Below are 21,144 nucleotides of genomic sequence, written 5' to 3'. Positions count from 1 at the left end.
ACCAGACCTCATCGCCAGCCGCGATCTTACCACGAATCTTCCCACCGACCGCTGCCCTTCCGATCCGCGAGCGTCTATCCTGATCGGGCGAGGGGCCGCCGACCCGATCCAAGAAGTGAGGACGATACCTTGTCCGCGATCCTGACCGCCCTCGTGATCCTGGGGTGCTCCTCGGACGATTCGCCGGCGACCGGTCCCTTTGCCCGGCGCGGCTACTACGTCACGCTCATGCGGATGCCGACCTACGACCTGGCCGACTGGCGGCGGATCGTCGACGGCATCCGCGACGACGGCGGCAACACGGTGCTCCTCTGGGTCGGCGGGGCCTTCCGGAGCGCACAGTACCCGATCACCTGGAGGTACAACGCGGATCACGAGAACGTCCGCAAGGACTTCGTCCGCGACCTGATCGACCACGCCCACGGGCGAGGCATCAAGGTGCTCCTCGGCTTCACGCCCTTCGGCTACGACGGCGTGAATCAGTATCCCCTCGAGCACCCCGAGGCCCGGGCGATGGGCAAGGACGGCAGGCCCGCCGCCGCGTTCGGCATCGGCTGCTGGGGCTACAACCTCTGCCCCTCGCGGCCGGAGTCCCTCCAGTTCATGCTCCGGTACGCGCGGGAGCTTGCCTTCGACTTCTACCCCAACGCCGACGGCCTCCTGATCGAGTCGTCCGATTACGCCATCTGCCACTGCAAGGAATGCGGCGAGCACTTCTTCGAACGCGAGTTCGCCTTCGTCCGCCAGATCTCCGAGGAGCTCTGGGCGCGGAAGCCCGACGCGACGATCGTCGTCTTCCCCCATTACTTCAGCGGGGCGCAGGTCCCCGGCTTCGGCGTCCGGGCGGCGCGGCTCCCCTTCGATCCCCGATGGTCGCTGGTCTTCACCCCGCACAGCGCCAACCCGGAACCCGCGCTGATCAAGCGGGCCCGGAGCAGCCTCTGGTGGGACGATTCGCCGTCCCTCCGCCGGCCCCGCGACATCGCGGCCGGAGCGAGGAAGGCGCGGGACCTCGGCGTGACGGGTTACGTCCCGTCCCTGGAAGCCTTCACGTATGTTGCCACCGAGGCCGAGGAGGGCCAGCCCTGGCTCAAGGGCAAGCGTCAGGTCCCGCTCGGCTTCGGCTGGCTAAGGCCCGGCGACGAGCCCTTCGATGAGCTGCCGATGCGGGTCAACCGGGTCGCCTACCGCGAATTCAGCCGAAACCCCGATCTCCCCTTCGAGGCCTACCGGGAGATCCTCGGCCGCGAGCTGTTCGGAGCCTCCTCCACCGCCCAGGCCGTGGACGATGCCCTGGAGCTCCAGGCGATCTTCAGCACCGAGCGGACCTGGTCCCAGCCGTCTCCCCTCGCATCCCCCGACCGCGTCCGCGCGATGAAGGAGCGGGGCGAGCTCTCGGCGAGGAAGCAGGCCGATTATCGTGCGGCGCTCGGGCGCCTGCGGGCGATCGAGCGTCGGCATCGGGAGCCGAGATCCCCGGGCGAACGCGAGCTCGCCCGGATCGCCCGCTGGGTGCTCGATCGCTGGGACAAGGAAGCGCTCGGGCTTTTGGGTGAGCCGTGAACGTTGGCGGGTCCAGACGAATCAGATCAGCTCGTCGAGATCGGCCGACGCCGGTTTCGCCCGGGCCACGCCGTCGGCGAGGGCGGCGAGCAGGGCATCGACCCGCGCGCGATCGCGGCTCCGATAGGCGATCGTGGCCCCGTCGTGGCGACGGATCGTGACCTGCCAGCCCCCCCGGCCCCCCTCGCGGGTCTCGACGGAGTCGATGTCGCCGAACCGGAAGGCCCGATCGGGGACCATCCGGAGCCAGGGATGCACGGCGCGGACCTCATCCATCCCCACGATCAGCCGGACCTCGGACGCCCAGAGCATGAACCCGATGAGCATCAGCGGCGCCACGATAACGAGGCTGGCGGGCACCTTGGACGCGGGTCCCTCGCGGATCGCCGCGAACAGGGTCAGGAACGCGAGCCCGCCGAGGACGACGCTGATGAAGAGGAGGAACGGCAACCCGAGCGCCTCGGGAAAGACCCGGGGCTCGCGGTCGCCGGCCCGCTTCGCGGCCATCTTCCCGCCCCGGACCTCCCGCGTCGTCTGATGCCGGCGCTCCCACCAGGCGAGCAGGGACAGGGACGCGACATACCCGCCAGTCGTGATGGCCAGGAAGCCCGGGATCGCAATCCACTCCCGGATGAACAGCGACGCGGCCATCAGCGGCACGAACAGCGCACCGAGGACCATCAGCAAGGCGTTCATCGGCCCCGACGATCGACGTTCGACGAACCGGGCCATGGTTTCCACACCCTTCCGGCCTGATCGCCGTAAGGCATCGACAGAATCTCCGCCACCTTGCCCGAATCAGGAGATTATCGCGGAATGTCGCGAATGGCCAGGCTACCGGCCTCCGCGAGCGCCAGACGGGCCACGTCCTTCGCCTCCTCGTTGAAGTCCCTGCCGAGCATCCAGTCCAGGAAACTGGGATCGGTCTTCGCCACCTCGCCCACCGGCTTGCCGAGGTGCTTGCCGAAGCCGAAGACAACCGTACCGGTCTCATCCCGAACGAACTTCCCGTCCGGGTCCACGACGTCGGGATACCCCATGGTGCGGTGCAAACCCGAGACGGTCAGGGGGAGATCCTCGTATCGCTCAACTTGAGCTTCGAGGACCCTCAGCGCGGCCAGGACGTCCGCCTCGGCACGATGGGCCTCCTCGTGTTCCCGGCCGCAGTAGAAACGGAGCGCCGCCGCAAGGTCCCTCGGCTCACGCCGGTGGTAGATCCGCATCGGATCGATGACGTGGCGGCCCGCCATCGTGAATGGAACATCGACCCTCCTGAACTCCGCGATCAGGATCCTCAGGTCGAACCGCCAGACGTTGAAGCCGCAGAGATCGCACCCCTCGAGGTAGTCGGCTAGCCCGCGGGCGATCTCCGCGAACGTCCTCTCATGGGACACGTCCACGTCGGTAATCCCGTGGACCTTCGTCGCCTCGGGAGGGATCGGGATGCCGGGATTGAGGCGGCGGGTGTGACCCCGTCGCGCCCCGTCGGGAGACAGCTTGAGGGCGCTGATCTCCACGATCCGGTCGGACTCGACGCGCTTGCCGGTCGTCTCCAGGTCGAGCACGACGAGCGGACGCTCCAACCGCAGGCTTCTCGACATCGCCGTTTTCCTCTCTACGGGACAACCATCGTCCCCGGATGCGTCGTCGTGCCGACCTGTCCACTCAGCCAACTTTCTCAGCCGCATTCGGGCAGCGAGAGGAGATTGTCCGGCTGCTCGCCGTCGGCCTGGGTCTTCAGGTACTTGTGACCAAATCGGCTCACGGCAACGACCACGTTGACGATGTGGCCAGCCCGCCGGACGTAGAACGACCATTCGCCGCTCTCGATCCCGCGGATGGCGTCGGACTGAGACAGCCTCCAGAGGGCGCCGTCGGGGTTCCGGCCGCCCAGGCTCTGGATTCGTTCGTGAGGATTCATGCGGTCGGACTTGGAGATGCAAAGGACTTCGTGACGGGATGGCATGGTCACTCCTCGACCTGAGTTAGGTTCGAACAGACGTGGGGGGCCCATCGCATCTCGAATGCCAATTTGATTGTGATCGTGATGATTTCGATCGCGAACGGGCAGGCGACCGCGATCGGCGGCGATGGGCTGTTCGCAAAGAGCCCTGAATTACCCCGATTTCTCGGCCAATAATGGAGCTGGATCGCTGAAAAGCGGTTCCCGTTCCGCGACGACGGGACCGCGACACCTTGCGTCCGAAGACGGCAGCCACTACAATTCCATTTGTAAAATCACAAACTCAATGGTGACACCGATGAAGTCGCGTCGCATCCTCTTCTCCTGGATCGGTCACACCGACATGCGGGCCATGGCGGCGTCGCTCCCCGCCGATCGGCAGGCGGAGGTCCTGAAAGGGCTGAGCCCACCCACTCCGCTCGCCGGGCAGCCCGGCCCGATCCGGTGCCTCCTCGACGAGGAGCACTTCGATGAGGTCCACCTGCTGAGCGACTACCCGGCGTCCAAGGCCCAGGCTTTCGTGAAATGGCTGGGGGGCTCCCCGATCCTGCATCCGGTGAAGCTCGCCAATCCGACCGACTATGCCGAGATCTTTCGGGTCGTGGACGCAGAGCTCGCCGCGGTCGTCAGCGTGCCGAGGGCCGACCGGCTGGACCTCTGCATCCACCTGAGTCCCGGCACTCCGGCCATGACGGCGATCTGGCTGCTGCTCGGCAAGAGTCGCTATCAGCCCGCCTCGTTCTATCAGACACACGAGAGACGGGCGTGGCTGACCGACGTCCCCTTCGACCTGGTGGTCGATTACGTCCCTCAGGTTCTCAGGGACGCCGACGCCAGGCTCCAGGCGCTCTCGGGCGAGAGCCCCCAGGACGTCCGAGGGTTCGAGTCGATCGTCGGCGATGGCCGCAGCCTCCGCGTCGCGGTCGGCCGGGCCCGCCGGGCGGCCCCGCGGGACGTCTCCGTGCTCCTGCTGGGGGAGAGCGGGACCGGCAAGGAGCTGTTCGCCCGGGCCATCCACGACGCGAGCCGGCGACGGGCCAGGCCGTTCGTGGCCATCAACTGCGCCGCGATCTCGAGGGAACTGCTGGAGTCGGAGCTCTTCGGCCACGTGAAGGGCGCCTTCACGGGAGCCGCCGGGGATCGGGACGGGGCCTTCCAGGAGGCCGACGGCGGCACCCTCTTCCTCGACGAGGTCGGCGAGTGCGACCCCGCCATGCAGGCGAAGCTACTCCGCGTCTTGCAACCCCCCGAGAACGACCCATGCCACCGGGTCTTCTACCGGGTGGGCGACTCAAAGCCGCGGACGAGCAACGTCCGGATCATCGCGGCCACCAATCGCGACCTCCTGGCCGCGGTCGCGGAGCGACGATTCCGATCGGACCTCTACTATCGCCTCGCGGTCATCACGATCAAACTACCCCCGCTGCGGGAGCGCCGGCAGGACATCCCGGCGATCGCCGCGGCCCTGATGGGCCGCATCAATGCCGCATTCGCCAGGCAGGAGCCGGGGTACGTCCACAAAAAGATTTCTATCACCGCCATAGAATTTGTCCGCAAGCACCCGTGGCCCGGCAACGTCCGCCAACTTTTCAACACCCTGACGCAGGCCGCCGTCATGACCGACGGCGAGGTTCTCGAGCGGGCCGACCTGGCCGACGCCGTCGCCGAGGTCCCCGGCAAGGACGCCGTCGACCTCCTGGAACTCCCGCTGGGGAACGGCTTTTCGCTCGAGGACCACCTCGAGCGGATCCAGAAGCACTACCTGCGAAGGGCCATGGAAGAGGCCGGCGGCGTGAAGAAGCGGGCTGCCGACCTGCTCGGCTACCGCAACTATCAGACCCTCGCGGCCCAGCTAGAAAGGCTCGACGTCGACCCCTGAACCGTACCAACCACGATCTGGCATCACGTGTGCAATTAACCGTCGCCCGGTCGTCCCGAGGCGGTATGATGGACAGGTCGGATCGAGGCCGCGAGGCGCCTCGAACGCGTCGGCGTGCTGCGAGGCCGTTGGCTCCACGATGACATCACAGAACTTCGAGTTCCTGAGGCCCACCTGGGAAGACCTGGCGACTCTCGGTGCCTTTGCCGAGCAGTACGCGCTCCCCGACCCGTCGAGCGCCACCGTCAAGCTCCGGACCTTCGCGGAGCAGGTCGTCCAGTTCCTCTACCACCGCCTCGGCCTCCCCCGGCCGTACCAGAACAACCTCAACGACCTCCTGACGAACGCAAGCTTCGCCCAGGCCGTGCCCCGGGTGATCGTCGGCAAGCTCCACTCGCTCCGGATCCACGGCAACAGGGCGGCTCACGGCGAGGCGGTCCCCGCCGAAAGGGCAACCTGGCTGCTCCAGGAGGCCCACGAGCTCGGCCGCTGGCTCCACGTCAGCCACGCCAACGGCTCGGCCGCGGATTGCCCGCCGTTCACGCCCCCATCCGCGGCCGCCGGGACCGACACCGAACGCAAGCTCCGGCGCGAAAAGACCGCCATCCTGGCCCACCTGGCCGCCCAGGAGGTCCAGATGAGGGCCCTGCTCGCCGAGCTGGAAGCCGCCCGGGCCGGTCAGACCGTGCCCGAGGCCACCGGCGCCCAGCTCGACGCCGCACTTGCTCGTGGCCAGGCCGCCGCCGACACGCTTTCCCTCAGCGAGGAGGCCACCCGCCGCCGCCTCATCGAAAGCCTCCTCGCCTCCGCCGGCTGGGACGTGGGCGCCCTCGGCGCCAGCACCGAGTCCGTGGGCCAGGAGGTCACGGTCCTTCACCAGCCCACGCCCACCCGCCGGGGCAAGGCCGATTACGTGCTCTGGGGCACCAACGGCAAGCCGCTCGCCGTCATTGAGGCCAAGAAGACCTCGGCCGACGCCGAGATCGGCCGGACCCAAGCGAAATGCTACGCCGACGGCTTCGAGAAATCCCACGACCAGCGCCCCATCATCTTCTACACCAACGGTCACGACGTCTGGATCTGGAACGACGCCCAGGACGAGCCCCCCCGCAAGCTTTACGGCTTCTACTCGCGGGACAGCCTCGAATACCTCCTCTTCCAGCGCAAAAACCGCGAATCGCTGGTCAAGGTCCAGGCCGACCCGGTCATCGCCGGGCGGATCTACCAGATCGAGGCCATCCGGCGCGTGGCCGAGCGGTTCGCGGCCCGCCATCGCAGCGCCCTGATCGTCCAGGCCACCGGCACCGGCAAGACCCGCGTCGCCGTCTCGCTCTGCGAGCTGCTCCTGAGGGCCCGCTGGGCCAAGCGAATCCTCTTCCTCTGCGACCGCCGCGAGCTCCGCAAGCAGGCCCGCAACGTCTTCAAGGAGTTCCTCCCGGGCGAGCCCCGCACGTATGTCACGGCCTCCACGTCGAAGGAGCGCGACAAGCGGATCTACCTCGCCACCTACCCGGCGATGATGGAGTGCTTCGAAAGCTTCGACGTCGGCTTCTTCGACCTGATCCTCGCCGACGAGTCGCACCGGAGCATCTACAACCGCTACCGGGACCTCTTCGCCTACTTCGATGCCCTCCAGGTCGGGCTCACCGCCACGCCCGTCGAGTTCATCGCCCGCAACACCTACCGGATCTTCGGCTGCGAGGACCGTGACCCCACGGCCTACTTCAGCTACGAGGACGCCATCACCCACACGCCGCCGTACCTCGTCCCGTTCGAGGTCGTCACCCACACCACCCCCTTCCTCCGCAAGGGGATCAAGTACTCGGAGATGACCGACGCCCAGCGCACCCAGCTCGACGAGGACGAGGAGATCCCCGCCGCGATCGAGTACGACCAGGCCGAGGTCGACAAGGTCGTCTTCAACAAGGACACCAACCGGATCATCCTCCGCAACCTGATGGAGAACGGCATCCGCGACGCCTCCGGGACCCGGGTCGGCAAGTCGATCGTCTTCGCCCGCAACCACAACCACGCCGTCCTGCTCCAGAACCTCTTCGACGAGATGTACCCCCAGTACGGCGGCAAGTTCTGCCGCGTCATCGATACCTACGACCCCCGCGCCGAGGCCCTCATCGACGACTTCAAGGGGGAAGGGAGCAACCCCGAGCTGACCGTCGCCATCTCGGTGGACATGCTCGACACCGGCATCGACGTCCCCGAGGTCGTCAACCTCGTCTTCGCCAAGCCGGTCTACTCTCGCGTCAAGTTCTGGCAGATGATCGGCCGCGGCACCCGGCTCCGCAAGGACCTCTTCGGCCCCGGCCGGGACAAGACCCACTTCCTCATCTTCGACCACTGGAAGAACTTCGAGTTCTTCGACCAGCACTACCAGCCGGTCGAGCCCCGCCAGGAGAAATCACTCCCCCAGCGGGTCTTCGAGGCCCGCGTCAGGCTCGCGGAGACCGCACTCGAGCAGGGCCAGCCCGACGCCTTCGAGACGGCCGTCAAGCTGATCGCCGCCGACGTCCGAGACCTCCCCCGCGACACGATCGCCGTCAGGGAGAAATGGAAGGAGGTCCAGGCCGCCGCCAACCTGAACACGCTCCGCCAGTTCGCCCCGGCGACCAGGGTCCTGCTCCTGATCGACATCGCCCCCCTGATGCAGTGGCGGAACATCGGCGGCCACGAGGCGGCGCACGCCTTCGACCTCCACGTCTGCCGGCTCCAGACCGAGCTCCTGAAGGGTTCCGCCAGCGTCCAGGACCTCAGGGCCGAAACGGTCGGGATGCTCGACGAACTCCGGACGAACCTCGCCCAGGTCAAGGCCGTCGCCCCGACGATCGCCGAGGCCCGCACGGCCGAATTCTGGGGCAACCTCTCGGTCGCCAAACTCGAGGAGGTCCGCGACCGCCTGCGTGGCGTGATGCAGTACCGGATGATCCCGGTGACGCCCTCGCTCCCCCCGAAGGTCATCGACGTGACCGAGGATCCCGCCCTGATCGAGCGCGGGACGCACGCGGTCCAGCTCGACGGGCTCCAGTTGGCGGCCTACCGCAACCGGGTGGAGAAGGTGCTCCGCGAGCTCTTCGAGACCAACGAGACGCTCCAGCGGATCCAGCAGGGCCGGCCCGTCAGCCCGACCGACCTGGAGGCCCTCACCTCGCTGGTGCTCACCCAGGACCCGATGCTCAACCTGAACGACCTGGTCGAGTATTACCCCGACTGCGCCGGGCAGCTCGACCTGGCCATCCGCGGCATCATCGGCCTGGACGCCCGGGCCGTCCACGAGCGGTTCACGGGCTTCGTCCAGCAGACCAACCTGACCGCGGCCCAGATCCGGTTCCTGGACCTGCTCCAGAACCACATCGCCCGCTACGGGTCGATCGAGATCGCCCGCCTCTACGAGCCGCCGTTCACGAGCCTCCACACCGACAGCCTCGACGGCCTGTTTCCTGACGCCCTTATCGACGAACTCCTGGCGCTTATTCAATCGTTCAAGGCACCCTCGGCAGCCTAGCTTATGACTCAATACAGATTCAAAGAATCCAGCTTCTCTTCCCTCGATGTTCTTCCGTCCTCGGATGATCGTCCGGGAGATCGCATCGAGTTCATCAAAGCTGTACGGACCCGTCCCAGTTCGATGTTTCGCGCGGCTCTGGAGTCAATCGACGCCGGGACTTCCCTTCTGGCCCTCGGTCAGGTCAGCCAGGCATTTCTGCTGTTCATGCAGGCGTCGGAAGTTTCTCTCAAAGGAGTGCTCGACGAGATCAGCGAGATTGGGACGAAGACGTGGGCGGCCCAAAATCCCGTTCTTGTGAGGAATCTTGCGAACAGCAGCCAGCACTTCGATGAGTCTCGGCTCCGTCAAAGCGTGACCGAGAAGACCTTTATCGGGGCCTTTCGGGAGGTTCAAGCGTACATCGCCTTCACGGATCAGGTCGTGTCCCGACACGTGGCAGTCAACAACACTCGAAATCGCATTGCACACCAAGGTGGGGATCGAGAGCAAGCCAATCTCTACCTGGCTCAGATCATCGAATGCTTGCTGCCATTGCTGGACGAGTTCTTTGACCGACTGATCGGTCAGCCGATCTGTCGCTTCATCGGTCACCGCCTCGCACGAGAACTGATCGTTGCCGCTCGCTTTCTCCGAAGACATAGCTCCGAGATGGATGCCTGGAAAGTAGCGCTGCGTCCGATGGCTGCCGCTTACTTCAGCAACCGAGTCATCGAGCACGGGGCTCCGATCGATTTTGACCCGCATGGCTACGGCTGGAATGATCGAAGTGATTTGAATTTCGAGTGGGAGCAGAAAGTCGCCGGTTCCCTGAAGGGAAATGTGCTCGAAGAAGAGTACACGATCTGCCGGATCTGCGGAGAGCGTTGCTTCGTCGCCACGGAGGGAGAACTTAAATGGCAGGTCCATACCCCGTACTTCGAGGTCTCATCGATGGCGTGCCCTCACTGCCATCTCTCCATCACTGAAGAGCACTCCGACCTCGCACGGATTCACTACGGGCCGATTGATGAGCAGCTCCTCGGACACGAATCCTGGGTCCATTTGGTCCGGGACTTCGGCCTCGACCCATATAACTTGCAGGAATCATGAATCGTGATCACCGGACCGCTCCGCAATCAGATTGACCGGCTCTGGACCGAGTTCTGGACCGGCGGGATCACCAACCCGCTGACGGTCATCGAACAGATCTCGTTCCTGATGTTCGCCCGCCTGCTCGACATCGCCGAGGCCCGGGCCGAGAAGAAGGCCGCCCGCACCGGCAAGTTCCCCATGGGAGCCTTTTCCAGGGACGAGCAGCACCTGCGCTGGTCCCGCTTCAAGAACCTGCCGGCGGAGGAGATGATCCGGGTCGTCCGGGACGGCGTCTTCCCCCACTTCCGGACGCTCCACGGCGGCGGATCGACCTTCGCGGAGTACATGAAGGACGCCCAGCTCCTGATCGTGAAGCCCAGCCTGCTGGTCTCCGCGGTCAACATGATCGACGCCCTGCCGCTGGCCGAGGGGGACACGAAGGGCGACCTCTATGAGTACCTCCTCAGCAAGCTGACCACGGCCGGGATCAACGGCCAGTTCCGCACGCCCCGGCACATCATCCGGCTGATGGTCGACCTGGTGGAGCCGAAGCCCAGCGAGGTCGTCGGCGACCCGGCCTGCGGCACCGCGGGGTTCCTCGTCGGCGTCATGGAGCACCTGCTCGAGAAGTACACCTCGCCCGGCGGCGTGATCGTCCACGAAGACGGCCAGAAGACGTACACCGGCGACCTGCTGGAACCCTACCGCAAGCACATCCAGCGCGGGCTCTTCCACGGCTACGACTTCGACACGACGATGCTCCGGATCGCGGCCATGAACCTGATGCTCCACGGCGTCGAGTCGCCCGACATCCACTACCAGGACACGCTGAGCAACTCGTTCCCCGAGCGGTTCCCGAAGCTGGCGGTCGGCGGCTTCGACGTGATCCTGGCCAACCCGCCGTTCAAGGGCTCGCTCGACGAGTCCGACGTCCATTCCTCGCTCACGGGCAAGGTGAAGACGAAGAAGACCGAGCTCCTCTTCGTCGCGCTCATCCTGCGGATGCTCAAGCTCGGCGGGAGGGCCGCCTGCATCGTCCCGGACGGCGTCCTCTTCGGCTCGTCCAACGCCCACCGCGACCTGCGGAAGATGCTCGTCGAGGAGAACCAGCTCGAAGGCGTGATCTCGATGCCCTCGGGCGTGTTCAAGCCCTACGCCGGGGTCTCGACCGCCATCCTGATCTTTGTCAAAGGAGGAAAGACCGATCGGGTCTGGTTCTACAAGATGGAGTCGGACGGCTTCAGCCTCGACGACAAGCGCGACAGGATCGGTGACGGCCTGGGCGACCTGCCCGACATCCGCAAGCAGTGGTTCGCCCGCGAGAAGACCAAGAAGAACGACCGCAAGGCCAAAAACTTCTTTGTCCCGCTCAAGGAGATCGAGGCGAACAAGTTCGACCTCTCGATCGGGCGCTACCGGGAGTCGGACTACGAGGAGGCCCAGTACGACCCGCCCCGGGAGATCCTCCAGAGGCTCCGGGCACTCGACGACGAGGTGCGGCGCGACATGAACGAGCTGGAGTCCTTGCTCAAATGACCAACTTCAGTCACACGCCGATCGTCGTTGATCAGCGAGCCGATGTCAAACTCCCCAAGGGTTGGGAATGGGTCTCACTTCCCGATGTCGCCCGACTTGAAAGCGGGCATACTCCGAGCCGCAACATTGAAGCATACTGGGGTGGTGACGTTTGCTGGCTGTCCCTCAAGGATATAAAAACACTCGATTCTAAGTATGTGACTTCAACAGTTGATCGGCCCACGATGGAGGGGATCGATAATTCATCAGCACGCATTCTTCCAAAGGGAACCGTGGCGTTCTGCCGAACGGCGTCCGTGGGCAAGGTTGCAATCCTCGGTCTCGATATGGCAACGAGCCAGGACTTCGTGAACTGGGTGTGCGGCCCAAGGATCCTGCCTGATTACCTCTACTACGCATTTCGTTCGTCGGCAGCGGAGTTCGACAGGCTAAAGCAGGGCACGACACACAAAACTATATACATGCCGGTTGCCGAGAGGTTTACGGTACTCCTTCCGCCGCTGACCGAACAGCGTCGCATCACCGCCATTCTCGACAAGGCCGATGCCATCCGCCGCAAGCGGGAGGAGGGCATCCGGCTGACCGAGGAACTCCTCCGCTCGACCTTCCTCGACATGTTCGGCGACCCGGCCATCAATCCGAAGGGATGGCCCATCGTCACTGTCGACCAACTCGTGTCGGAGACCCAATATGGCACCGCCCAAAAGGCGAACGCTGAGGGAACTGGAATTCCCGTTCTCCGCATGAACAACATCACGTACAGCGGCGAGCTTGATCTAGTTGACATGAAATGGTGCGACATCGCCAAGGCTGACATTCCGGCGTATACGGTGCGTAAGGGCGATCTGCTCTTCAATCGGACCAACAGCCCCGAACTCGTCGGGAAGACCGCAGTCTGGGACCGCGACGAGTCCTACGCCTTCGCCGGATACTTGATCCGTGTTCGCTTCGATGAGGTACGAGTCCTTCCAGACTACGTATCCGCATACTTGAACAGCGACTACGGCAAGAAATTGCTCTTCGCCCGAGCCAAGCCATCCAACAACATGTCGAACCTGAGCGCGGGCGAGCTTCGCCGAATCCCCCTGCCAGTACCAGACCTCAAGAGACAACGTGAATTCGCTAGGGCTGTGCTCAAGTGCCGATCGCTTAAGATCCAGCGTCAGGCCGCACTTGCTTGCTCCGGCTCGCTCTTCGACGCCCTGGTCCAACGTGCCTTCCGGGGGGAATTGTAATGATCGAGATAACTCTGACGGACTTCGTTGACTTCGTGAGCAAGGCGGGCACGCCCAAGCTGACGGTCGTCAAGAACGTGAAGCAGCATCATATCGACGGCTATGACCCGCAGACCGACTTCTATCGTGCCATCCGCAAGGGCATCGTCGAGATGCACCGACGTCGTCAGCCGAAGGACGCCCTGGATGTTCTCCTTAGCGGCCTGACCGACAAGAAGAAGCAGACGGCGTACCCGGATCTCGTTGCGGGCTACAAGAAGTTCCTCGGCAAGAAGAGTTACACCTGGTTCGTACCACCGAGATGCGACTGGCAGCATGCGGGAGTCTCCATCTCCGTCAATCCTGAGGTTGGGCTTGAGTATGATGGCGTCCGCCACGTGATCAAGCTCTACTTCAAGGCCGAGAATCTGAAGAAAGTCCAGATGGATGTGGTGACCCATCTGATGACCAACTTCCTGCCACGGCCGCAGAACAAGGACACGAGCTTCGACGTACTCGACATCCGTAAGGCCAAGCTGATTCCCGGACTGCCAACGAGTCCGGCACTGACAGCACTCCTGGAAGGTGAGGCGGCATCCTTCGCACAGATCTACAACAGCATATAGAGAGTCTTCGCCCCCCATGCCCGTCGATCTCTCGAAAAGCCTGGTGATCGGCATTTCCTCTCGGGCACTATTCGACCTCGAAGCGGCGAATCGCGTCTTCGAGGAGGAGGGAGAGGACGCCTACGCCGCCTACCAGCAGGCCAACGAGGAGAAGATACTGGCCCCCGGGATCGGATTTCGACTCATCCAGGCGATCCAGGGACTGAACGCCCAGGCGAGGGGAAATCGCAAGGCCGAGGTCGTGGTCGCCTCTCGCAACAGTCCGGCGACCTCGATCCGGCTGTTCAAGTCCATCGAGCACCACAGGCTCGACATCCAGCGCGCCATCCTGACGAGTGGCACGCCGGTCGCCCGCTACCTCAAGTCCTTCTGCGTCGATCTCTACCTCTCGGCCTACGAGAGCGACGTAGAGGAGGCGATCCGAGGCGGCATCGCCGCCGCCGTCATCTACCAGGCCATCCCCTCAGTCACTACGCAGCCCGTCGAGGCCCAGCGGGAGCCTCTCTTGACCACGACCGAGGCGTTTACGCCTTCGCCCGTCGATCCCTGCGAGGAACTCCGCATCGCATTCGACGGTGATAACGTCCTCTTCGGCGGCGAGGCCCAGGATGTCTACGATCGCGCCGATGGGGAGAACAAGCTGGAGACGTTCCTCGCCCACGAGGTTCAGCATGCCAGCCGCCCCCTCTCGGACGGTCCCTTCGCCAAGTTCCTTCGCACGCTCGCCGTGCTCCAGAAGGACCCGAACTTCGATAAGCCCCCGATCCGCACCGCGCTCGTCACCGCTCGCAGCCTTCCGGCTCACCTCCGCGTTCTGAACACCTTCCGCGCCTGGGACATCAATGTGGACGAGGCGTTCTTCATGGGAGGGGTCTCAAAGGCCGGAATTCTGGCCGCCTTTCAGCCGCACATTTACTTCGACGACCAGGAGTCTCACTGCAAGGACGCTGCGCAAGTCGTTTCGACCGGGAAGGTGCCTATCTCGGTCATCAGCACGACGGACTCCCTGAAGGAGATAGTGATCACATGACGATGATGTCCCGGAACCAGGTGCCCCTCTTCGATGCCCAGCACATGGAGGCGATCTGTCGCATCCTCGGTGACACGGAGAACGGTCTGACCGGCTCGGAGATCGCGAATCTCCTTCGGGATTGTCGCATCCCGGACACGTCGCCAGACATGACGAAGTGGAAGCGGCTGTTCAACGCCTTCATCGAATTTCAGAACAAACACCAGATGGGCAACCACGTCCTCGTGTTCGTGAAACGGGCGATGGCTCCTGCCCGCTACCTTGAGAACCCGGCGAGCTTCCACGCCCGACGAAACCGGCTGAACACACTCTTGGCCCTGCGAGGCATGACGCTGGGCGAGGACGGCCAGTTCCGCAAGGCCGACGCTGCCAAGACCGTCGATGAGGCCCTCGAACGCGCCAATCGCCTCCACGCCGCCCTGGTCCAACGGGACGTGCACCGTGACGTTCTGCGATTCTGTACCGTCGAGATCATCCAGCAGAACTATTTCCACGCCGTCTTCGAGGCCATGAAGAGCATCACCGCCAAGATCCGTACCCTGTCGGGCCTCTCGAACGATGGGGTCGATCTGATCCACGCGGCCTTCGGCCAGAACCCTGGCCCCCCGCTCCTGGCCCTCAACCCGCTCCAGACCGACACGCAGCGGGGCGAGCAGCGGGGCTTCATGAACCTCCTGAAAGGGCTCTACGGCACGATCCGCAACCCTCTCGCCCATGACCCCAAGGTCGAATGGGACATGACCGAGCAAGACGCGCTCGACATCCTGACGACGATCTCGCTGGTTCATCGGAAGATCGATCAGGCCCGCCGGTCTCAACCATAGGAGTTCCACGATGGAGGAATCGCGTCCGGGTCCGCCACCGCGGGATTTCGGCTCGGAGGACGAGCTGGTGATCCGGGACTGGTACGATCACGGGAGGCCGCAATGGTCCCTGGAGGCGACCCGGCAGGCTCCCTCGATCTACGTGATGTTCACGGCACGGTGCGAACTTGTCTGGTCCTTCTCCGGCAACGAGCTGCGCCGGGTCTACCTGGAAGAACCCGAGGCGTACCTCTCGGAGCCGCTCCTGCTGGCGATCCCGCGGTATCTCAAGACCAGGTTGCAGGACGATCTCGAACCTTTCTGATCCGAACGGCCGGCGTCCTCTGCCAGAGCGGGGACTCCCGGGCCTTTCGCGATCCGCACCACGAGGAGCTCGCCGCCTGGAGCCGCAAGGGGGTCGCCTTCGCGTTCCTCCTCGTCGGCGTCCCCGATCAGCCCCTGACGCCGATCCCCGTGGAGTTCGACCCGCTGCCCGAAGGGGAGCGATAGGGCGGGGGGGACAAACTGGCTCCTTCCTGCCTGGCCACCGAGGCTCTTGTCTCGAGGACTCTGCCTCATCGCAGGCAGCGATCTCGCGCTCGGAAGCGGTGACGTACATCGCCCCAGCGCCAGGAGACCAGGCGCCGTGGCACCTGGTCCCTCTGGAGTGGAGATCTCGTTGGCAGGTCAAAGCTCGGCGGAACCGCGCCCTGTCCGGGTAGGGTCGATGGAAAGTTACCAGCCGATTGGATACGGCACTCACCCGTTAGATCGCTGCCGACGAGGAGATTGTCGGCCGCCCCGATCTCGCCGTCAACCATGAATTCGAGCGGCCGATGGTCTTACCGAATAACCCACTCAGGGGCCCCCGGGTCTGAGAAAGTGGGACTTGCCCGGGCGTGATCCGGCACGGTCACGCCCTGGGATGCGGGCTCCTCAGCGGTCTGTCCACCCTCGAATCTGGGAGTATGCCGTCGCGGAGAGACAAGTCGGGCGAACGCACCGGAGAGTTTTTTCGAGAATCGTGAAACTGACCAGGAGAAATTCGGGATTGTATTGAGAGAGGAGGCCGTGCGCGCCACGGCCGCCGGCGACGGCTCCTTGGCAATTCGGTGACGGGACGGGAAAAAGCCGGGGCGGGGAGGGAACCCCCTCCGGAAGAGGGGGACGGGTCGGGAGGAGGCTTCTCGTTCAACCCGACAGGAGGAGGTGACGCTCATCCCCTCCCGGGTGGCCGTGGCGGAAGCGAAGCGCCGCCATGGGATCGCAATGGCTCACGCACGAGACGCCTGCTCGAGGTCCGGCCCGCGCGATCTTGTGGCGTCGCCTTCGGCTCCGCCGCAACCACCCATGCAACTCGACCATCCCTGAGGGGGTCGTCGAGAAGTCTCGTTGGGAGCGACCGGGGACGGCTATCAACGGCCGAGAGATCACAGGGTCCGGGCATGCGACGGGGGACGTCTTCTTGCCGCAAGTCATTCCTTGACAGGACATAGCGTCCTGTTGGCTTCGGTCGTCAAGACGACGAGCGAACCCAATGACGTCGGCCGGCCGCCGTCCGGGAGGCGCCCGGGTGATCCTCACGGGCGAGGCCGAGAGACGAGGAGTTCCGACGGGGCGTCCTCGGCTCGATCGGGGCTGGCTCACGGCGGCAGGAGCTCGGCCAGGCCGGCGAGGTGACGGAGCCGGGAAATGAGGGCCGCGACCGGGCCGCGAAGGGGATCGTCGCAAACGGCGGAGGTTTAGGACGCGGAGAGATCGACAGGTGGCACTGGGTGGCCGTGGTGGAACACCACGGGGGGCAGGCCGAGTGGGTGGACTGGCTCTTCACCAGGGCCGAGGCGGTCCCGTTGTGTTCCACCACGGCCACCCGGAGGGTCTGCGTCGGAGCAAAGGCTGTCAACGTCCGCCATTGCGTATTGCGACAATCCCCCGCGAAGAGCCCTCATTCCTCGCATAAGTTGTTACAGGGTAACCAGTAGAGGCACGATGGGTTCGGTCGTCGAAGCGACGAGCGAAGCCATCGACGGGACCTCGGCGGACGCGGTGGACGTGAGCCGGGCGGGGGCGCGGCCGACGCAGCGCGCGGGACGGGGGCCGGCAATCCTCTCCGCGGACGACTTATCTGGGGTTGCTGACCCTGGGCGGGCACGACTATAAACGACCCCAATTTCCCGCCGACGGGTCCAGGGATGGCATCGAGCTCCTTCGGGATCTCCGGCCCGACCGTGGCCGGATCAGGGCGGGTCTCCTTATACCGAAGCAGGACGAGGCGAACATGGCCGAGGGTGCAGCCGCCCCCGCGCGGGCGAACTATGCGGTGGACTTGACGGGGCAGGTTGCGCTCGTCACCGGGGCTTCGCGGGGGATCGGCCGGGGGATTGCGGTCCGGCTGGCGGCCTGCGGGGCCACCGTCGCCGGGGTGGCCCGGTCGCTGGAAGCCCTTCAGGGGACGGCGGATGCGATCAAGGAGCAGGGCGGCACGTTCGTCCCTTATGCGGCCAGCGTGGCGGATCCGGACGACGTCAAGAAGGTCGTCGAGGACATCGAGGCGAAATATCAGAAGATCTCCGTCCTGGTCAATAATGCGGGCGTGACCCGCGACGGGCTGTTCCTCCGGATGGAGGACTCGGCCTGGGACGAGGTGATCGACACCAACCTCAAGGGGACCTTCCTGTTCTGCCGGGCCGTGGGCGCCGTCATGATGCGGGCGCGGTACGGCCGGATCGTCAACATCAGCAGCGTCTCGGGCCTGGTGGGCAACCCCGGGCAGGCGAACTACTCCGCCAGCAAGGCGGGGGTCATCGGCTTCAGCAAGACGGTGGCCAAGGAGATCGCCTCGCGGGGGATCACGGTCAACGTGATCGCGCCCGGCTTCATCACCACCGACATGACCAACGTCCTGCCGGACAAGGTCAAGGCCGAGGTGAAGGACCGGATCCCCCTCAAGCGGTTCGGGACGCCCGAGGATATCGCCGACCTGGTCTGCTACCTGGCCAGCCCCGCCGCCAGCTACATCACCGGTCAGGTCATCGCCGTCGACGGCGGCATGACCGTCTAGTCGGGTCGGGCCCGGTTCGGCCCGGTCCGGTCCGAGAAAAGTCGGGCGGGGCCGAGGGGAGGCGGGGACGATTCGCGTCCGGTCGGATCGAGGGCCGCGAACCTTCACGGGACGGCCGTCGGGGCTTCCTGGGACCTCCCAGGTTGACGAGGACGCCCGGATGGACATTCCGACCTCGCCATGCTAACTTGACACATTCCCTCGAATAAGGAGTTCAACGACCCAATGGCCTCCGGGCCGCCCCGGGTCGTCCGCTTCGGTTCGATAAGGATCCAGCCAAGCCAGGAGAAGAGACTCTCGGGCCAAGGGCTCGGGGCTCCTCACAAGGATGTCCCCCGGGGCGCAGGGCATCGAGTCCATTACGTCAACGGTCCGCGATCAGGGACCGTCGTTGCGAGAATTATTCCATCCCCGAAGAACTTTCATTCGACACCCCCAGGCCCCCGAACGGCAGTCAACCCGGGGCGGCGCCTGGCCATGATCGATTGATCGATCGACCGTTCGCGAAGATGAGGAGGTTGGGCCGTGGCCGTGGAAGATCGCGTGATCGAAATCGTCAGCGAGCAGATGGGCGTCTCCAAGGATCAGGTGAGCCGGGAGACCTCGTTCGTCAATGACCTGGGCGCCGATTCGCTCGACACCGTCGAGCTCGTGATGGAATTCGAGGAAGAGTTCGACATCACCATCCCCGACGACGAGGCGGAGAAGATCCAGACCGTCGGCCAGGCGATCGACTACATCGAGCAGCACGGCAACGCCAAGTAACCGCCGCGCGTGCCGGGCTGCCGAGGCCGGATGACGGCAGGGCCCGCGGGCGACGCCGAACGGGACGGAACTGGGCCGAGTCGGCCCGGGCCGGGTCGGGTCGATGGCGTCGCGAGCCAGGCCGATCCGATCCGAGCCGATCCGAGTCGGAGCGAGGGCGAATCGGGACGACGTCGGGCCGCCGCGGCATGCAATCCCGCGAAGGGAAGGACGAGACGAGTACGACCATGGGACATTCGCGCCGCGTCGTCATCACGGGCCTGGGAGTGGTCACGGCGCTGGGTCAGACCCTGGACACGTTCTGGGAGGCGATCTGCGCCGGCCGGAGCGGAGTCGGGCCCCTGACCCTCTTCGACACGACCGAGTTCAAGGTGCACTTCGGCGGCCAGGTCCACGACTGGGATGCCCCGGCGATCTTCGGGGTCAAGGAGGCGAGGCACCTCGACCGATTCGCGCAGTTCGCGCTGGTCGCCGCCGAGGCCGCCGTGGCCGACGCGGGCATCGACTTCGCGAAGCTGCCGGCCGACATGTGCGGCGTGTTCATCGGCTCGGGCATCGGCGGCCTGAGCGAGTTCGAGGCCCAGCATTCGACCCTGGTGCACAAGGGCCCGTCGCGGATCAGCCCGTTCACCATCCCCAAGCTGATGGTGAACGCCGGCAGCGGCCAGGTCTCGATCCGCTGGGGCCTGCAGGGGCCGTGCTCCGCCGTGGCCACGGCGTGCGCCTCGGCGGCCAACGCCATCGGCGACGCCTACAAGCTGATCCAGGCCGGGCACGCCGACGTGATGATCACCGGCGGCAGCGAGGCCGCGATCACCCACATGGGCCTGGGCGGGTTCGCCGCGATGCGGGCGCTCTCCACCCGCAACGACGACCCCCAGCGCGCGAGCCGACCGTTCGACAAGGATCGAGACGGCTTCGTCATGGGCGAAGGGGCGGGGATCCTGGTCCTCGAGGCCGAGGAGGTGGCCCGCGCCCGCGGCGCGAGGGTCCTCGCCGAGCTGAAGGGCTACGGGATGTCGGCCGACGGCTGGCACATCACCGCCCCCGACGAGCAAGGCCGGGGCGCCGCCCGCGCCATGAAGCGGTGCCTGGCCGACGCCGGGCTCCCGCCCGAGGCCGTCGGCTACATCAACGCCCACGGCACGAGCACCCCGCTCGGCGACCTCGCCGAGACCATCGCCATGAAGTGCGTCTTCGGCGACCACGCCCGCTCGATGATGGTCTCCAGCACCAAGAGCCAGCTCGGCCACCTGCTGGGCGCCTCCGGGGGCGTCGAGCTGGTCGCCTCCGTGCTGGCACTCCGCAACGGCGTCCTGCCCCCGACCATCAACCTCGAGAGCCCGAGCGAGGGCTGCGACCTCGACTACATCCCCAACGTCGCCCGCGAGGCCCGCGTCGAGCACATCATGTCCAACAGCTTCGGCTTCGGCGGGCACAATGCCAGCCTGCTGATCGGGAAATACTAAACTAACCACAGAGGCACAGAGGCACGGAGAAGATAGGGACGGGGGGAGACAGGAGAGAGAAAGGGAGAGCAGGAGAGAGAAGGGAGTAGAAGAGAGAAGGAGAAGTAGGAGAGAGATCAAGACGGGAGAGGGGAGGATGATCGAGGATAATGAGCTGACGCGGCTCGTGATCGGGGCGGCGATTCAGGTGCATCGGGAGATGGGGCCGGGATTGCTGGAATCGATCTATCAGGCTTGCCTCGAGATTGAATTGCGGAACGCCGGGATCGATTTCGTCTCGCAGTATCGCCTCCCCCTCGTCTACAAGGGCCAGGAACTGAAGGACAACCTGGTCCTCGACATCTACATACCCGGCCGGCTAATCGTGGAGCTGAAAGCCGTCGAACATGTCCTGCCGGTCCACGAAGCCCAACTCCTGACCTACCTAAAGCTCAGCCATACTCACATAGGATTGCTCATTAACTTCAATGTCCCCGTATTGAAAGATGGATTAAAGCGCATAATCCTTTGAAAGACATCCTCATACCGGCATTTCTCTCCTCTCTCTCGCATCCCCTCTCTCTTTCCTCCCTCCCTCCCTCTTCCTTCCCTCCCTCTCTCCCCCTGCCACCCTCTTCTCTGTGCCTCTGTGCCTCTGTGGTTAG

General features: G+C 65.0%; 17 protein-coding genes. 14 read left to right on the top strand and 3 right to left on the bottom strand.

Annotated features, from left to right (window positions below; genetic code table 11):
- The first annotated feature begins 129 nt into the window (after nt 1–129).
- Entirely contained in the window at nt 130–1,563 is a 1,434-nt protein-coding gene (locus tag G6O54_RS20270; RefSeq protein WP_165227487.1) for a glycoside hydrolase family 113 protein, read from the top strand.
- A 21-nt stretch (nt 1,564–1,584) separates the two neighbouring features.
- On the opposite strand, the gene G6O54_RS20265 is transcribed toward G6O54_RS20270, so the two are convergent.
- From G6O54_RS20265 to G6O54_RS20255, 3 genes are all read right to left on the bottom strand, one after another.
- Nucleotides 1,585–2,259 carry a hypothetical protein gene (locus G6O54_RS20265; protein ID WP_165227486.1) on the bottom strand — a complete coding sequence of 225 codons (675 nt, stop codon included), beginning with the start codon at nt 2,257–2,259 and terminating at the stop codon, nt 1,585–1,587.
- 110 nt (nt 2,260–2,369) lie between these two features.
- A complete protein-coding gene (locus G6O54_RS20260) occupies nt 2,370–3,164 on the bottom strand; it encodes a 3'-5' exonuclease (protein WP_165227485.1) in 795 nt (264 codons plus the stop codon).
- Nucleotides 3,165–3,241: 77 nt separating this feature from the next.
- Nucleotides 3,242–3,529 carry a DUF3892 domain-containing protein gene (locus tag G6O54_RS20255; protein WP_165227484.1) on the bottom strand — a complete coding sequence of 96 codons (288 nt, stop codon included), beginning with the start codon at nt 3,527–3,529 and terminating at the stop codon, nt 3,242–3,244.
- Between the two features lie 295 nt (nt 3,530–3,824).
- Here G6O54_RS20255 and G6O54_RS20250 point away from each other — a divergent pair, with 295 nt between their 5' ends.
- The 13 genes from G6O54_RS20250 (at nt 3,825) to G6O54_RS20190 (ending at nt 21,011) form a co-directional block, all read left to right on the top strand.
- Nucleotides 3,825–5,405, top strand: a complete 1,581-nt coding sequence (locus G6O54_RS20250) for a sigma-54 interaction domain-containing protein (protein ID WP_165227483.1) — start codon at nt 3,825–3,827, stop codon at nt 5,403–5,405.
- Between the two features lie 139 nt (nt 5,406–5,544).
- Nucleotides 5,545–8,922 (top strand): DEAD/DEAH box helicase family protein, encoded by a 3,378-nt coding sequence (locus G6O54_RS20245; RefSeq protein WP_165227482.1) that lies wholly within the window; start codon nt 5,545–5,547, stop codon nt 8,920–8,922.
- 3 nt (nt 8,923–8,925) lie between these two features.
- A complete protein-coding gene (locus G6O54_RS20240) occupies nt 8,926–10,014 on the top strand; it encodes a hypothetical protein (RefSeq protein WP_165227481.1) in 1,089 nt (362 codons plus the stop codon).
- Nucleotides 10,015–10,017: 3 nt separating this feature from the next.
- Nucleotides 10,018–11,532 (top strand): class I SAM-dependent DNA methyltransferase, encoded by a 1,515-nt coding sequence (locus G6O54_RS20235; protein ID WP_165227480.1) that lies wholly within the window; start codon nt 10,018–10,020, stop codon nt 11,530–11,532.
- A complete protein-coding gene (locus G6O54_RS20230) occupies nt 11,529–12,767 on the top strand; it encodes a restriction endonuclease subunit S (protein ID WP_165227479.1) in 1,239 nt (412 codons plus the stop codon). The genes G6O54_RS20235 and G6O54_RS20230 overlap by 4 nt, the downstream gene beginning before the upstream one ends.
- A 35-nt stretch (nt 12,768–12,802) precedes the next feature.
- Nucleotides 12,803–13,372 (top strand): hypothetical protein, encoded by a 570-nt coding sequence (locus G6O54_RS20225; protein ID WP_165227478.1) that lies wholly within the window; start codon nt 12,803–12,805, stop codon nt 13,370–13,372.
- A gap of 16 nt (nt 13,373–13,388) precedes the next feature.
- On the top strand, nt 13,389–14,402 hold the full coding sequence (locus G6O54_RS20220) for a 5'-nucleotidase (protein WP_165227477.1): 1,014 nt from the start codon (nt 13,389–13,391) through the stop codon (nt 14,400–14,402).
- Nucleotides 14,399–15,226 (top strand): TIGR02391 family protein, encoded by an 828-nt coding sequence (locus G6O54_RS20215; RefSeq protein WP_205678941.1) that lies wholly within the window; start codon nt 14,399–14,401, stop codon nt 15,224–15,226. The genes G6O54_RS20220 and G6O54_RS20215 overlap by 4 nt, the downstream gene beginning before the upstream one ends.
- 10 nt (nt 15,227–15,236) lie before the next feature.
- Nucleotides 15,237–15,530: a hypothetical protein gene (locus tag G6O54_RS20210; protein WP_165227476.1), complete on the top strand. Its 294-nt coding sequence runs from the start codon at nt 15,237–15,239 to the stop codon at nt 15,528–15,530.
- A gap of 1,953 nt (nt 15,531–17,483) precedes the next feature.
- Complete coding sequence (gene fabG / locus G6O54_RS20205; RefSeq protein ID WP_165227475.1) at nt 17,484–18,266, top strand: 3-oxoacyl-[acyl-carrier-protein] reductase; 783 nt, start codon at nt 17,484–17,486, stop codon at nt 18,264–18,266.
- A gap of 525 nt (nt 18,267–18,791) precedes the next feature.
- Nucleotides 18,792–19,031, top strand: coding sequence for an acyl carrier protein (gene acpP, locus G6O54_RS20200; protein ID WP_165227474.1), 240 nt, complete (start codon nt 18,792–18,794; stop codon nt 19,029–19,031).
- 227 nt (nt 19,032–19,258) lie between these two features.
- The gene (fabF, locus tag G6O54_RS20195; RefSeq protein ID WP_165227473.1) at nt 19,259–20,500 is read left to right on the top strand and encodes a beta-ketoacyl-ACP synthase II; all 1,242 of its coding nucleotides are present in this window, start codon (nt 19,259–19,261) and stop codon (nt 20,498–20,500) included.
- Between the two features lie 136 nt (nt 20,501–20,636).
- The gene (locus G6O54_RS20190; protein WP_165227472.1) at nt 20,637–21,011 is read left to right on the top strand and encodes a GxxExxY protein; all 375 of its coding nucleotides are present in this window, start codon (nt 20,637–20,639) and stop codon (nt 21,009–21,011) included.
- Nucleotides 21,012–21,144 lie beyond the last annotated feature (133 nt).

It is taken from the genome of Aquisphaera insulae, assembly GCF_011064615.1.
In the GTDB taxonomy this organism is placed as follows: Bacteria; Planctomycetota; Planctomycetia; order Isosphaerales; family Isosphaeraceae; genus Aquisphaera; species Aquisphaera insulae.
Note: the sequence above shows the minus strand (reverse complement) of the source record. Positions and strands in the feature narration are given on the sequence as shown.

Excerpts from the sequence above, each read along its gene's own strand:
- G6O54_RS20265 (WP_165227486.1), bottom strand. The coding sequence starts at position 2,259 with ATGAACGCCTTGCTGATGGTCCTCGGTGCGCTGTTCGTGCCGCTGATG.
- G6O54_RS20260 (WP_165227485.1), bottom strand. The coding sequence starts at position 3,164 with ATGTCGAGAAGCCTGCGGTTGGAGCGTCCGCTCGTCGTGCTCGACCTG.
- G6O54_RS20255 (WP_165227484.1), bottom strand. The coding sequence starts at position 3,529 with ATGCCATCCCGTCACGAAGTCCTTTGCATCTCCAAGTCCGACCGCATG.
- G6O54_RS20250 (WP_165227483.1), top strand. The coding sequence starts at position 3,825 with ATGAAGTCGCGTCGCATCCTCTTCTCCTGGATCGGTCACACCGACATG.
- G6O54_RS20245 (WP_165227482.1), top strand. The coding sequence starts at position 5,545 with ATGACATCACAGAACTTCGAGTTCCTGAGGCCCACCTGGGAAGACCTG.
- G6O54_RS20240 (WP_165227481.1), top strand. The coding sequence starts at position 8,926 with ATGACTCAATACAGATTCAAAGAATCCAGCTTCTCTTCCCTCGATGTT.
- G6O54_RS20230 (WP_165227479.1), top strand. The coding sequence starts at position 11,529 with ATGACCAACTTCAGTCACACGCCGATCGTCGTTGATCAGCGAGCCGAT.
- G6O54_RS20220 (WP_165227477.1), top strand. The coding sequence starts at position 13,389 with ATGCCCGTCGATCTCTCGAAAAGCCTGGTGATCGGCATTTCCTCTCGG.
- G6O54_RS20215 (WP_205678941.1), top strand. The coding sequence starts at position 14,399 with ATGACGATGATGTCCCGGAACCAGGTGCCCCTCTTCGATGCCCAGCAC.
- G6O54_RS20210 (WP_165227476.1), top strand. The coding sequence starts at position 15,237 with ATGGAGGAATCGCGTCCGGGTCCGCCACCGCGGGATTTCGGCTCGGAG.
- fabG (WP_165227475.1), top strand. The coding sequence starts at position 17,484 with ATGGCCGAGGGTGCAGCCGCCCCCGCGCGGGCGAACTATGCGGTGGAC.
- fabF (WP_165227473.1), top strand. The coding sequence starts at position 19,259 with ATGGGACATTCGCGCCGCGTCGTCATCACGGGCCTGGGAGTGGTCACG.
- G6O54_RS20190 (WP_165227472.1), top strand. The coding sequence starts at position 20,637 with ATGATCGAGGATAATGAGCTGACGCGGCTCGTGATCGGGGCGGCGATT.